At 60.8% G+C, this 13,277-nt stretch carries 10 protein-coding genes, 1 pseudogene and 1 riboswitch; of the genes and pseudogenes, 5 read left to right on the top strand and 6 right to left on the bottom strand.

Annotated elements, in window-relative coordinates; genetic code table 11:
• The 3 genes and pseudogenes from IQ26_RS37735 to IQ26_RS40165 form a co-directional block, all read right to left on the bottom strand.
• On the bottom strand, positions 1–1,440 hold a 1,440-nt coding region (locus IQ26_RS37735; protein ID WP_145723420.1), incomplete at its 3' end, for a cation-translocating P-type ATPase.
• A 398-nt stretch (positions 1,441–1,838) separates the two neighbouring features.
• A pseudogene (locus tag IQ26_RS40910) lies at positions 1,839–2,840 on the bottom strand (type IV secretory system conjugative DNA transfer family protein); the annotation flags it as partial.
• A gap of 560 nt (positions 2,841–3,400) precedes the next feature.
• Positions 3,401–4,426, bottom strand: coding sequence for a MutS-related protein (locus IQ26_RS40165; protein WP_208760307.1), 1,026 nt, complete (start codon positions 4,424–4,426; stop codon positions 3,401–3,403).
• Between the two features lie 16 nt (positions 4,427–4,442).
• Here IQ26_RS40165 and IQ26_RS40160 point away from each other — a divergent pair, with 16 nt between their 5' ends.
• The gene (locus tag IQ26_RS40160) at positions 4,443–4,988 is read left to right on the top strand and encodes a hypothetical protein (RefSeq protein ID WP_208760306.1); all 546 of its coding nucleotides are present in this window, start codon (positions 4,443–4,445) and stop codon (positions 4,986–4,988) included.
• 74 nt (positions 4,989–5,062) lie between these two features.
• On the opposite strand, the gene IQ26_RS37720 is transcribed toward IQ26_RS40160, so the two are convergent.
• Together IQ26_RS37720 and IQ26_RS37715 are read right to left on the bottom strand one after the other, a co-directional pair.
• Entirely contained in the window at positions 5,063–5,482 is a 420-nt protein-coding gene (locus IQ26_RS37720) for a universal stress protein (RefSeq protein ID WP_145723418.1), read from the bottom strand.
• Position 5,483: 1 nt separating this feature from the next.
• The gene (locus IQ26_RS37715; RefSeq protein ID WP_145723417.1) at positions 5,484–6,650 is read right to left on the bottom strand and encodes a cation:proton antiporter; all 1,167 of its coding nucleotides are present in this window, start codon (positions 6,648–6,650) and stop codon (positions 5,484–5,486) included.
• Between the two features lie 118 nt (positions 6,651–6,768).
• Positions 6,769–6,829, bottom strand: a riboswitch (Fluoride riboswitch).
• 531 nt (positions 6,830–7,360) lie between these two features.
• Here IQ26_RS37715 and IQ26_RS37710 point away from each other — a divergent pair.
• Together IQ26_RS37710 and IQ26_RS37705 are read left to right on the top strand one after the other, a co-directional pair.
• Positions 7,361–8,458, top strand: a complete 1,098-nt coding sequence (locus tag IQ26_RS37710; RefSeq protein WP_145723416.1) for an IS1595 family transposase — start codon at positions 7,361–7,363, stop codon at positions 8,456–8,458.
• A gap of 172 nt (positions 8,459–8,630) precedes the next feature.
• Positions 8,631–8,897 (top strand): type II toxin-antitoxin system prevent-host-death family antitoxin, encoded by a 267-nt coding sequence (locus IQ26_RS37705; RefSeq protein WP_145723415.1) that lies wholly within the window; start codon positions 8,631–8,633, stop codon positions 8,895–8,897.
• A gap of 411 nt (positions 8,898–9,308) precedes the next feature.
• Here the strand turns inward: IQ26_RS37705 and IQ26_RS40155 are convergent, their stop codons facing one another.
• Positions 9,309–9,743 carry a hypothetical protein gene (locus tag IQ26_RS40155; protein ID WP_208760305.1) on the bottom strand — a complete coding sequence of 145 codons (435 nt, stop codon included), beginning with the start codon at positions 9,741–9,743 and terminating at the stop codon, positions 9,309–9,311.
• A gap of 312 nt (positions 9,744–10,055) precedes the next feature.
• Between IQ26_RS40155 and IQ26_RS37695 the strand changes: the two genes are divergently transcribed.
• Both IQ26_RS37695 and IQ26_RS37685 read left to right on the top strand, forming a co-directional pair.
• Positions 10,056–12,575: a caspase family protein gene (locus IQ26_RS37695; protein WP_240547457.1), complete on the top strand. Its 2,520-nt coding sequence runs from the start codon at positions 10,056–10,058 to the stop codon at positions 12,573–12,575.
• Between the two features lie 435 nt (positions 12,576–13,010).
• On the top strand, positions 13,011–13,277 hold a 267-nt coding region (locus tag IQ26_RS37685), incomplete at its 3' end, for a helix-turn-helix domain-containing protein (RefSeq protein WP_145723412.1).

Genomic DNA, 13,277 nt, shown 5'->3' with positions numbered 1-13,277 from the left:
CTTGGCGGCGACCTTCCTTGTCGCCAAGGCCAGAACACGAAAGCCCTCGGCCCCCTTGGCCTTGAAGATCGCGTCGAGGTCCGCACGCCGACCGGCATCCAGCGGAACTTCGACACCATTGCAGTCGATCGACGAACAGATGTCGAGCACGTTCGAAAACGCACCCTTGGTGACGAACAGGCGCTGAGCCGGTGCGGCATCCTCGGCAACGACGATTGTAAGCCGGCGGCGCATGAAGTCGTAGGGGATCTCGTCGATCTTGGTGAGGTTGCCGGTCGTCAGCCCAGCGCTTTCGCCGGCCGCCACGATCGCGGCATCGAGCGGGTTCTCGATGCCAGTCTCGAAGGCCGCGTTGAGAAAGGCCAGCCGCCGAACCTCATCCGAAGGCCGCTTTCCGGCATCGAGAACATCGCTCAGGATGATGGTGCCTTCGGTCAGCGTGCCCGTCTTGTCGGTACACAGGATATCCATGCTGCCGAGGTTCTCGATCGCATCAAGGCGGCGGACGATGACTCCCCGCTTGCCCATGGCCCGGGCACCGGCGGAGAGTGTCACACTGATGATCGCCGGCAACAATTCCGGCGACAGTCCAACTGCCAGCGCCACCGCAAACAACAGCGACTCGATCACCGGACGGTCAAGCAGCAAGTTCACCGTCAAAACGAAGAGGACGATGACGACCATCACACGGATGAGCAGGTAGCCGAACTGCCGCACGCCGCGCGCAAAGTCCGTCTCGGGCTGACGCGCCCTCAGCCGCGCCGCGATCGCCCCGAACTCGGTCCGACGGCCGGTCCTGACGGCGAGGACCTTTGCGGTGCCGCTGCGGACCGAAGCACCGAGAAAGACCGCATTGGTCCGTTCCGTGATGAGGGCGTCCAACTGGACGATCCCGGGGCGCTTCTCGACGGGGAATGACTCGCCCGTCATGCTGGCCTCGCTGACGAGGAAATCCTCCGCCTCAATGACCAGACCGTCAGCCGGGACCAGGTTCCCTGCCGAAAGCAGGATGAGATCGCCGGGCACGACCCTACTCACGGGCACCGTCTGCTCCACCCCATCCCGAACCACGCGGCACATCAGCGCGAGTCGCTTCTTGAGTTCCTCAACCGCCGTGGACGCCCGGTACTCCTGAACGAAGCTGAGGAGCGAACTGCCAAACACGATCGCCAGGATGATGGCCGCGTCCACCCACTGTTGCAGCACGAGCGAGAGTGCAGCGGCAACAGCCAGAATGAGGACGAGTGGGCTTTCGAACTGGCGCAGGAGAAGGCGAAGCGCGCTCAGGCGCGGCGCATCTTCCACACTGTTGGGGCCGACAAGCGCAAGCTGAGTGGCGGCGTGATCGGCCGACAGACCGCCCGGACCGGACCCGAGGGATGCGGCCAGCGAGGAAGCGTTCTGGCTCCAGTAGGGAGGTTCGCTGCCTGCCTCGCTCATAGTCTTTTCCGAACTGCGACTGCAACGGACATTCCATGTACAGACGACTCGTCCTCCTTTTTTGAAGGATATCGGCATGATCTGCCCAATCTGCCCAACAAGCCTTGATTCAGAATATTCGGCTCTGCACTTCCTCACCAGCGCCAGGCATCGCCATTTTATTGCGACGAACGGGCAGACCTTCAGGGACACAATCTAAAGGTCGGCCGCAAATGTCTAGCGGTTCGATCGAAAAGGGGGCACATGACAGCTCACTGCGCTCCTTGCTCGTTCGGATGGACGGGCGGACCCGGAGCTTTTCACGCTTCTGCGACATTCCCTCCGCCGCTGGCATTGCACTTTTCTGAGCGCTACACTTCGCTCGTGAATTCGCATAAAGCCCCGCAAATCGCGGCTCCTTATGCTTGAGCTTCGGCGGCTTCCAGCCCGAGTTCGACGGGATCGGGGACCGTCGCCGCGAAAATATCGAGATAATTTCGCCGTTTCGTGGGCGATGCTTGGCCGAGCTTTTCGACTTTCTGAGAAACCGTCTCCTTAAGGCGTTCAGCACTAGGTTTCAGGCTTTCCTCGGCGATCTTAATCCGCGCGTCGATAGTCGCTACGTCCGCTGTCGCCTCCGGTTCGTTTCCAGATCCGCCACTCGACGCCTTAGCGCGTTTCGGTTGTGGCAGGCTGGCTTTGCGATTCACTGTGCGATCTCCGGGCTTCTTTATTGCCGTCGCCGCTTTCGCGGTCGGGGCAATAGTTGGCATCGCCTCAGCGCCATTAACTGGTGATGACATTCTCTTTTCGGAATCAGCCATCCCGGTAGTCGGGGCACCGACATCTTCTGCGGGCTGGCCGGCTTGGGCGTAATCGTCGGTCAAAGCCGGTACCGGTTGAATCGGAAGATATTCGATCGGTGGCACGTCCGGAGTGTGCGCCTGAGACAATGCTTCCGCGGACTTGAATGGCTGCGTCTCGAAAAAGCGCAGCTTGTCGCCGAAGATCGGTCGCTGACCTTCAACAAGCAGCACCGTCTTTGTTTCCGGCATCTGCCGGATTTCCTGCGGCATCATCAGGTCACGTTCGCGAATCTGTTCGACCTTCGTGCGCCTCGGCAGACCAAGCAATTCGATCGTACGCGATTCCGACTGGTAGCGGATGGTCCGCTTGCCGAGCGCACGGGATGCATAGTCGGCGGTCGCCTGATCGTTCGCGCCTAGAATGAGCTGATAACCACAATTGCCGAGCAGCGAATGCCGGGAGGTTTCGCCGTAGATCTCGTCGAGATTCTTCAAGTCCTGGATGATGATGGCGAGCTTGATGTTATACCCTGCCACATAGGGCAGCTTGGTCATGATCTCGTCCATCTTCTTCAACTGCCGAAATTCGTCGAGCAGGAAGTAGACCGGCAGTGACGTGCCCTTGTTCCCGGCGCCTAGTTCCGCACTGATCAGGACGCCGTTCCGGAATTTCAGCTCCTTGAGGTGCTCCTGGACCTCCGCGAAATAATCATCGCCGAGTTCGTCGCGGAGCATCGAAAAGAAGGTCCTGAACCCTTCGGACTGGACGCTTGAAGCCCTCCCTTCGGCGATGTCCCTCAGCTTCTTCAGGGACGATACGAAGAGGTTCAGCACTTCTACGGATCTGCGCAGGACCGAGTCGGGATACCCCATCAGCAATCCCCAATAATTCTTCTTCTCGCTCGCGATCGTGTCCAGCGCGAGATCATAGATCTGTCGAACGACGGCTTGGTTGTTCAGGCAGTCCTTCAGGATGCCCTGGCGGTAGAGGATCGAGGACGGATCGGTCAACGATGCCAGGACGGCTCGCCTCGCAACCTCGCCCAGGAACTCGTCTCCGCGCGACATTGCCTTGAACAACGTTGGAAGCTCAAGGTCCTGGGTGAGCGCCTCTTCGTTCCACGGCAGCTTGCCCTCGGGATCAAATTCGCGGTCCTTGTACAAGAGAAACGGCTTCATGATGCCATCCGCTTCTTCAGATCGGCGTGGGTCAGCCGATGTTGACGAGCGATTGCCATAGCGTAGGCGCGGCCGTCGGCGGGTTTTCTGACGAGCTTGAAAGTCCGCAGAGCGGGATTCTCCGGATCGACCGTGCTTACGAGGCTCACGGTCTTCTCGTTCAGGGAGGCCAGCTCGTCGACGAACGTCACGCAAACGCAAAGCGCGTCGAGTTCGGCGAGCTTCTCCATCACATTCCGGCCGAGGAACAACGCGTCGTGCAGCGTCGTCGAGGTAAATATCTCGTTCATGATGACGATGCTGCTCGGCGTCGCATGGCCGAGAATGTCATGGATCCGGACCAGGTCGTCCTCCAGCTTGCCGTGCAGCGTGGTGATGTCCTCTTCCTTCTCGAAATGCGTGAAAAGCCTGTCGAACAGGAACAGGCGGGCCTCCTTTCCTGGAACAGGACAGCCGATACTCGTCAGAAAATGCAATTGACCGAAGGTCCGGGCAAACGTCGTCTTGCCGCCCTGGTTCGGTCCGGTCACCACGAAGATGCGTTCCGGGCCCTTCAGGTGGAAGTCGTTGCAGACGATCGATGACTTCTCGGAGAGCAGCTTTCGGGCAAGCGCCAGATCGAACCCGTCGACGCTGCGGACGGCCTTCTTCGTAGATGAGACCTCCGGGTAGCAGAAGCTCAGCCCGGCCTGCTTGAAGGTCTCGATGTATTCGAGATAGCCGACGTAAAACTGCACCTCCCGATCGAAGGCGGCGATCTTCGGATCGACGTAGTTCCCGTTCCTGGCGCAAAAGTCATCGAGCGCGCCAAACACTTCCGGATAGAGTTTCGCGACCAGTTCCAGGACGGCGGCCTCGACATGGTTCATTTCCTGGAAGTCGTGGAATTCGACCAGATAGCTTTTCACCGCCCCGCGCTTGAACTTCTCGAAGGTCCTTTCCACCTCGGCGCTGTAGTCGATCTCGGACTCCGGCTTGCGAACCCTGACGCTGACGCCCTTGACGTTCAGGCAGTACCGCACGGCCGACGAGATCGTCGTGGAGCCCCTTCGTTTCCTCCTGAAGCGCGGTGAAACGGGCGGAGTCGACGTATTCGCTCAGGAAGTCGCGGTACGCGAGAAATCCAGACGAGCGGAGATCGGTACCGGCCAGATCCCGCGCCAGGGTGGTAACGGCTTCGCCATAGGTGGAAACCGCATCGAGGAACAGCCTTTCCTTCTGGTATCTGTAGTAGAGTTTGTTGGCCTTCGCGGTGGCCTCGCGCATCTGCCGCATCTTCCGAGCGAAGCGCCCGACGGACTGAAAGAGAGCGTTGTTTTCGAGGTCGCGAAAGACTTCGTGGCGATAGCGGACAGCGTCGACATCATGCAGGGACGCGTGAAAGAACGGTTGCAGATTGTACTCGTCGCGTCCCACCGTGACGGCCGCGACGACCTGATCGAGGTTCAGGTCCACGAAACAGGCGGGTGCTTCTACAATTTCCTCAGGTGCTCGACCAAGTATGCTTTCGAAGGCCTTTGGACCGAGGTCCGGACGCAAGGGTTGCGCCTCGGCGTCCTTTACCCCGCTCCGGCGCGTCTGTGATCGGTCGGCGCGGATCGCCGGCGCATCCCGATCTTCGATCGTGGCGAGCCGCCCGGACATTTGGCCTGCCTTGGTCATTTCACCACCAGCACATGGCAGGGAGCGAGTTCAACGAGGCGGTCGGTGGTGCTGCCGATCAACCGGTTGTAGATGGCGGAGTGGCCCATATAGCCGATCACCAGCAGGTCGAAACCTCCGCGCTCGATGAACTCGATGATGCTCGGCACTGCATGCCCCGCGACGACGTGGGTCTCGAACTTCACGTGGGCGGCCCTGGCCTGAAGCCGCGCATGCTCGATCACCTTCTCGAAACGGTGGTTTTCCTCCAGCCTTTCCTCGACTACCTCGTCGATCGTGGCGGGCGCGTACGGCATCTCCTCTACGCAGACCATGTCGAGCTTGACCTTGGGTCGGTGTGCCATTTTGATGGCAACGGCGAGTGCCTTGGCCGCCCCGTCCGATCCGTCGTTGGCAATCAGGATTTTCTCGTACATGTCAGGCCTCCTCCTTCGAGGGCGTCGCCGGGCCGATGTCGTCTTCGATCGGCTTGAAGGTCGGCTGGAACCAGCGCTGGGCAATCAGCGTCGGCACCAGGGCGCTGCCGATGACGGCCGTCACCAGGATCGTGTACTGTTGCTGGTCGATGATGTGGTTGGTGAGGCCGAAGAGAGCCGAGATCGTGCCGAAGGTCAGTCCGGTCGACATCAGCAGAGTCGTGTACATGCCCTCGCGCGCCTCGAATTGGAACGCCTTGGTGAGTGGCAGGATGCCGACGAACTTGGTCGCCATCTTGATGGCGAGGAATACGGCAATGAGTCCGGCTGAGGCAATTACGGCCTGGAAGTCCACCAGCGATCCTGCCTTGAGGAAGTAAAAGGGTGTCAGGATCGTAAAGGCGATGATGCGCATGCGGTGGGGCAGTTCGGGATCGGCGAGGAATGCCGGAGCCAGCGCCATGCCGACCAGGTAGGCCGGCAGAACCGCCTCGCTGCCGGCGACCGAGGCGAGCCCGCCTAGGCCGAGCAGCACCAGCGAGATGAATTTTGTTTCCGGCTCGCTAACCCGGTGCCCGACCTTGGTGAAGAACCACGGCGCGAAGCGCGGCAGCATCCAAAGTGCCGCCGCGGTGACGGCCCCGAACAGCGCCAGCCAGTAGTCGAAATGAGCAAAAACGATGCCAAGGGCGAGGACGGTGCCGAGGTCGTTGATGAAGCAGGCGGCAAGGATGATCTTGCCCATCTCGGACTTGTTGAATCCGGTCTCCACCATGACCGCATAGACGACCGCGACCGAGGTCGTTGACAGTGATATGCCTGCGATCTGCGCCTGCGGCCACGACCAGCCGATACCGTAGCGGGCGTAAAGCAGAACCCCGAGATAGGGTGCGACAAAACCAACGACGCCGATCGACATGCTCGACCAGAAATGCTTGCGCACGACGCGGCTGTCGATTTCGGTGCCGGCGAGGAAGGTCAGCAAGATCGCGCCGAACCCGGCGAGGAAGTTGACCCATTCCGTGAGATTGAGGCCGATCGTGTTGCCGGCGACGGCGCCGACCATGATCTCGACCAGCGCCACCGACATCGCCACCCGGATCGAAATGACCGATGCGAGCAGCGCGAGCCCCAACCAGACCGCAGAAACCAGCCAGACGTTCTCCATCACGCACTCCTCTCCAGCGCCGAAAAAGGCTGGCGGCGTTGATCGGTGTGGAGACGGGCAACAAAAAACCCGCCTCGCGGCGGGCCGTTCGATGGACACGACTCCCACCGCATGTCTCCACGCGGCAGGAGTCATTAGCCTTGCGGGCGGTTTTGGGGGACTCCATCCCCTTGCAAACCAACATAGGAAGGTCGCGGGAGATCGGCAAGGGCGATCGCGAGGCTGCGTCAATCATGCCGCTCGCAGGGTTCGCCATCTTGCGAGACTCCGATGCCCATTGCGCCCCTTGGTCCGACCGCGGCCTGGTCCCTCGTGCGCTTACTCTCGATGCTTTCTCATGAACGAGAAACTACAGCTCGATCTTCACGAAAGGCTGCCTGCCATCCTTCAGTTCCTTGCACCCAGAATTGCCAAGCATCTCGCATGGTCTCGGTTGGAAGGCTTGGCTCGTTGACTGCAAATGTCGGGTAGTGCGTCGGACTCGGGCCTTCACGGCGGCAATTGCGAAGGTCTGGAGGTGGCGCACATTGCTCCCGCGGCGGACACAGTTGACTGCGAGCGACCCGCGACAGCCTTCAAAACCGGCGTCCACCAAAATCACCGTTTGTTCTCCCTTAGCGTTGTTGGCCTTTATCAACCAAAGACAGCAATAAGCTTGTGATCAAGGCATTCCCATGCGATTCTGAGGATGTGATCCGAAGGAGATGGGAATGTCTGAAACGATGCTCGCAGCGCTTTCCAACATCCGGACCGTCGAAGAAATGATCGTGGCCTTTCGGGATGAAGAACATTGCCGGCGATTGCTGGAAACCATGGTGTGGCCAGATGGTAGAATCTGCCCGGCCTGTGGTTACAAGCGCTCGATCGCGCTTGCCGGTCGCGATACGGGCAAGCGGCGTGCGCGGCCGGGTCTTTATCAGTGTTCCAATGGCGATTGCCGGTTCCAGTTCACGGTGACGACCCATACCCCTTTGCATTCGACTAAGTTGCCCTTGCGTGTTTGGCTGAAAGCCATGTGGCTGCTGCTGCAATCGGACAAGGGCTTGTCCTCGGTGCGGCTCGCCGAGATCCTTGGCGTGAGCCAGCCGACGGCCTGGCGGATGGGTCACGCACTGCGGCTGATGGTGGCGCGGGAAAACATGCTCGACGGCACGGTTGAGATCGACCATTTCCATCTCGGGGGAAGTCCCAGAAAGCGGCCGGATGACCCACCTCCGGGACGGGGCCGGAAAGGTCAGGCGAATACGGAGAAAGCGCCGGTCATGGCGATGGTGCAGCGGCCGACCGACGTCACGCCCGGCACTCCGGCCGGTGACGCACGTGCCGCGGTCGTGACCGGTCTTTCGTTGCGTGCGGCCGAACGTGCGATCGAAACACAGATCGAAACCCACGCGCATTTGATGAGTGATGAGGCGAAGGCATTCATGGCCATAGGCGAGAGTTTTGCCAAGCATGAGACCGTGAAGCATTCCAGCCACGAATATGTTCGCGACACGGTCCACGTCAATTCGGTGGAGGGTTTCAATTCCCGCGTTCGGCGGACGATCGCCGGCGTCTTTCACCATATCAGCCCTCAACATGCCGACCTGTATTTCCATGAAATCGGCTTCCGCTGGTCTCAGCGCGTCGTGTCTGGAAGCGCCGTTCGGAAAACTCGGCACGGCCGGGAAATCATGCGAACGCTCTGGTCGCGGGTGCCGCCGGCGCTGCAACTGCCGACTGTCTTTCGCGCTGCCACGGGACGTCAGATGCGCCGAAGCCCCGATGGCGGCATCACCATCAAGTCGGCCGTAGCTGTCTTTGGTTGATAAAGGCCGCGTTGTTTGGCGTACTTTCAACGCGATGCCCTCAAAGAGGTGAAAACAGAATCACCAACTTCCAGCGCCCCTCCAACAGCTCATACACAACGTGCAGCGACTGGCCGAAAGAACCTTGCCCAATGTCCCGATTTTCGCCATTTTGGCGGAAATGGAGGTTATCATGGCCACTGTCACGTTGAGCGCTGGCGAATTCCAGGACCGGGTCGGCGAGGCCCTCGACCGGTCGCTCAGCCAACCGGTGCTGATTACCAAGCATGGCCGGCCGCGCAAAGTCGTCCTTTCATATGACGAGTATGAGCGGCTGCGCGCCCGGGACCGGCGTGTGGTGCGGGCTGAAGACCTGACGGACGAGGACATCGCTGCGATCGAGGCGAGCGAGATGGCGCCCGGGTATGAGCATTTCAACGCCGAGCTTAGCGAGCAATGAGTCTTGAGCCGAAGGTCGGCTGGCTGCCCAGGTACCTCGCCGCCTTCAGCATCCAGCCTATGGCTTCCGCTATTCTATCCCAGCGCCGAAGAAGACCCAGCCAGGCGACGAGCTAGAGCTTAGAGGCGAGGTCACCCACGTCGACGAGGAGGACCAAAAGGATGAAGGCCGGCGGGCTGATCACCGTCGATGCTGACACGATCACTGATTGGACGCCAGTTCCGCGCAAAAGACCGAGCTTAGAGATAAGGCCGATTAGCGAACGCTTATCAACGAGGAAGCATGCAAGCTCAACAGGCTAGCCGCAGCCAACGCGCTGGCCTCAAGCTGGTACGCATGGCGATTGAACGGACCTGTGCCAAAGCCATCATCGAGACGGTCGACTAATTGCTTGCCGATAACACCCTTCTGTTAAGTGCCCAACCCGGGGCTGAAACGCGCCTGCTGCCGGCTAAAACGCAACGCTTCATCGAGTTCTTGCGCGAGTGTCTGGAGCAGGCTTAGCGGCGTTCCGAACCGCCGCTGAGGAAGCGTAGAATTGATTTGTCGATCGGCTAAGCATCGCCTAAGCCGGGAAGCAGGGCGGCAGGTGACGCACCGCCGAGACCTCCGCGGAAGCCCGCGCACAGCATCGCCAAAGAGCAGGTTCAGAACGGCTTCACTGCGCTGATTGCCGGCGCCTGCAGAGATGATCGTCTGCACCGCCGGATAGCCGCGCAGGCCGACCTCGCTCGGCCGTCCCGCAGAAATGATCGTGTAGACTTCGCGAACAGAGTGGATGTGGGCGGCCCCGACCTGTGTGGCAAGCTCGTCGGCGGCCGCGCCCGCCAGGAGATCGCCAACCATGCCCTCATAGCGGACCGGCAGCTGATCCAGCCAGGACAGGTCTCGTCATTCGGCCATCGATGCGCCACACCGGGCGCAGATTGAGAGACCGTTTGACAATCATTGCGGACACCCGGCCTCTGATGTAATTTAAAACTTGGTTACATGAGGAATATGCCCGCTGTCGCGACGGCTTTTCTCTCTTTTCTGTCCCGGCAGATAGCATGCTCTCTAACGGACCTTGGCACTGCAAGCTGTGGTTCTTGTGGTCGCTAGGTCACAGCGGTTAAGGGATTTGTCATGCTCCGACGTTGCGGATTCGTTGCAGCCGTCATGCTCGCAAGCTTCACGACCTTCGAAGCTTTTGCCGTCGAACGAAGGGTCGCCTTTGTAATCGGTAACTCCGATTACCAGGAAATCTCGTCCCTCAAGAACCCGGCCAAAGATGTGGTGGATGTATCCAACACGTTTCGAGCGGCTGGTTTTGACGTTTTCGTCGCGAGGGATCTTACAAAGCTCCAGTTTGAAGACCAGTTCCGCAACTATCTTGCCGCCGTGGACGGCGCGGATGTGGCTGTCGTCTACTATTCCGGTCACGGCTTTCAGATTGGCGGAGAAAATTTCCTGATCCCTGTCGATGCCTCGTTGAAGGACGCGGCGGACGTCGAGGTCCAGGCAATCAAGCTGAACGACGTGCTGCAGCAGATGCGTTCGAAATCGAAGATCCAGGTGATCATCCTCGACGCCTGCCGCAACAATCCGTTCCCTCGTAAGGACTATTGGCTCAGGGACCAGCTTTTGGCCGCCACCGGCACCGGCCTTGCGCAAGTAAGAAGCTCGCTGAACACACTGATCGCCTTTGCCACCGAACCCGGCGCGGTTGCCTTTGACGGCGCCGGCGACCTCAGTCCTTTCTCATTGGCATTTTCTCGTCGCGCGCTCGCCCCGAACCAGGAGATCCGCACGGTCATGTCGGCCGTGCGCCGCGATGTTGTTGAGGCTACCAAAGGCCTGCAGGTTCCCTGGGAGAACTCTTCGCTGATCGACGAAGTCGTTCTGATGCGGCGCAGCAGCCGGCCATCGCTGCCGCCGGTGCTGGAGAAGGTCGTGCTGTCGGGGGCAGGCCCCGTCGATCTGGATCTCCCGGAACCCGTCGACGTCGACGGCGGGACAATCACCGTCAGCATCGAAAGACCGCCTAAGCTCGGGCGCCTGATGCTGGACGGCAAGGTCATCGAGGCGGGAGAACAGATCCAGGGCAAGGATCTGCCGCGTTTGCAGATGGATGTCCCCAAGGGAATCGGCGAGCCGGAAGAGATGGATATGCTGGCCTACGCCGCACGCGACAACTGGGGCGGCGAAGCCAAGGGCATGCTGGTGTTCCGGGTCAAGAGCGCCGAAGGACCGCAGGGCGAACAGATCATGGCCTCGCTCGAAGCCGAGCAGAAGCAGCAGGTGCTGCAGCGCGGCATTCATGTCACCGGTGCCGCCGAGGCCATCGAGAGCCGCGAGATCGACGTTCCGGTCGGCGTGGGCCCGGTTGCGCTGAACCTGGATCTCCCGACCGATGATTCGGCGATCAGCTTGAAAGTTTCGGACTATCCCGGGACGGGAATTCTTTCTCTGCCGGATCGAACGCTGTCGCCCGAATCGAGCTTGATAGTCGGTGAAGTCGAGGTGCTGCGCTATGAACCCCAGATCGGAGCCAGCGCGCCGGTCGAGGTCGCCTTCGAAATTCGGGCGGACAGCGGAGTATCCAAACCCGCCACGATGAAACTGTCGCCAACCGTCGATCCGTGCGACTCGGCTGCCGGCGAACCGCTCGATCTTCAAGGTGTCGTCCCCGGCCTGCTGCCAAATGAAATCGGCGCCGACGCGGTGAAGCTCTGCGAGGCTGCGGTGAAGGCGTATCCCGATGTCGCCCGCTTCCGCTACGAACTGGGGCGCGCGCTGCTTGCAGCCGGCAAGGTGGACCAGGCCAGGAAAGCCATACAGCAGGCTGCCGACAGGGGACACGTGCGCGCCGTGTTCGAACTCGGCTACCTCTACGCGACGGGAACGGGCGTGGCGGTCGACCGCAAGCAGGCCAACACCTTCTACGCGGCTGCAGCCGACAAGGGCGATCCCTACGGGATGACGTCTTGGGGCCGCGCCTTGTTCCACGGCACCGGCGTCGAGCGCGATACGGCCAAGGGGCTGGACCTGCTGCTCAAGGCGGCAGCGATGGGGCACACATATGCCATGAACGATCTCGGCGCGATCTTCACGGAAGGCCGCAACGGCGTGACCGCCGATCAGGCCCGTGCCGTTGCCTTCCTGGAGGCTGGCGTCCAGCGGCAGGACATGTATTCGATGAACCTGCTTGGCCGGAACTACCTGTCCGGCGCGGGCGTCGAGAAAAATCCGAAAACGGCATTGGCCCTGTTTCAGGAGGCCACCGAACTCGGCCAGCCCTATGCTCCAAGCAATCTAGCGCGCATGTATCGCGACGGCGTGGGCGTGGAGCGCAACCCGGCCGAGGCGCAAAGACTGTTCGAGATGGCAGCCATGCGGGGCGATGAGTACGGCGCATTCGAACGCGCGGTTCTCGAAATGGAAAAGGGCGAAAAGGCCGACCAGGCCACCGCCGTCCGTTTTCTTGCATTTGCGGCCGCGCTGGATTTTCGCAACCAACTGCCGGAAGCTCGGACGAACCTCGCGAATTTCGGCGCGAAGGTGAAAACGACGGCGATGAAGCAACTGCGCCGGGAACTCAAATCGAAGGTCCCTGCGTCCGGTTCGCTGGATGATCAACTGGTCAACGCGGCCAGACGGGTCTGGGAAGAGGCTAATCCACGTCGGGACGTGTTTTGATCAAGCGGGAGGTAATGGTGAGCAGGAACTGGAAGCAGGCAATCATCGGAATAACTCTGTCCGTCGCCCTGCCGGGGCTCGTAGGCTGTACGTCCTCCTGGCCACCCGAATTGCGACCGACGCCGCTGGTGGCGACGCCCGCGCCGAAGGTCGTTCGCAGAGCCCCTGCGCCGCGAAAGGTCGTCAAGCCCGCTGCCAAACCGGCGGCCGTCAAGAAAGTGGTGGTTCAACCGGTTGAGGAAGAGCCTGTCGCCGCGCCTCCCGTGATCGTTCGTCCTTTGGGCGGCGGCGGGAGTGGCGGAAGCGGAGGCGGCGGCTGGGGAGGAGGTTGACCAGGCAAGCAACTAGGATCCAGATCACGCTCTAGTGGATTGATCGGAACAAAAGAGTCCGAATTGGGATTCCCCTTGGCTTGATGGCATGCGAGTCTGCTGCATGCGCAGCGACATTTCCTTCACCGTATCTTCCGCCGAGCGTCGGCGATTGAACGCCATCACCGCGAACCCCAAGAGCCCGCAGAAACACGTCTGGCGGGCGCGGATCGTCCTTCTGAGCGGCGACGGCGTGGGCACCACGGCAATCATGGCCGAGACCGGCAAATCCAAGACCTGCGTGTGGCGCTGGCAGGAGCGGTTCATGCATGAGGGCGTGGATGGCCTGCTTTGCGACCGCTCCCGTCCGCCGGGAAAGACGCCGGTCCCG

It is taken from the genome of Mesorhizobium tianshanense (assembly GCF_007830515.1).
GTDB classification, from domain to species: domain Bacteria; phylum Pseudomonadota; class Alphaproteobacteria; order Rhizobiales; family Rhizobiaceae; genus Mesorhizobium; species Mesorhizobium tianshanense.
The sequence above is the reverse complement of the archived record's forward strand: the minus strand, read 5'-3'. Positions and strand labels throughout refer to the sequence as shown.

Excerpts from the sequence above, each read along its gene's own strand:
- IQ26_RS37720 (WP_145723418.1), bottom strand. The coding sequence starts at position 5,482 with ATGTACGAGAAAATCCTGATTGCCAACGACGGATCGGACGGGGCGGCC.
- IQ26_RS37715 (WP_145723417.1), bottom strand. The coding sequence starts at position 6,650 with ATGGAGAACGTCTGGCTGGTTTCTGCGGTCTGGTTGGGGCTCGCGCTG.
- IQ26_RS37710 (WP_145723416.1), top strand. The coding sequence starts at position 7,361 with ATGTCTGAAACGATGCTCGCAGCGCTTTCCAACATCCGGACCGTCGAA.
- IQ26_RS37705 (WP_145723415.1), top strand. The coding sequence starts at position 8,631 with ATGGCCACTGTCACGTTGAGCGCTGGCGAATTCCAGGACCGGGTCGGC.
- IQ26_RS40155 (WP_208760305.1), bottom strand. The coding sequence starts at position 9,743 with ATGGTTGGCGATCTCCTGGCGGGCGCGGCCGCCGACGAGCTTGCCACA.
- IQ26_RS37695 (WP_240547457.1), top strand. The coding sequence starts at position 10,056 with ATGCTCGCAAGCTTCACGACCTTCGAAGCTTTTGCCGTCGAACGAAGG.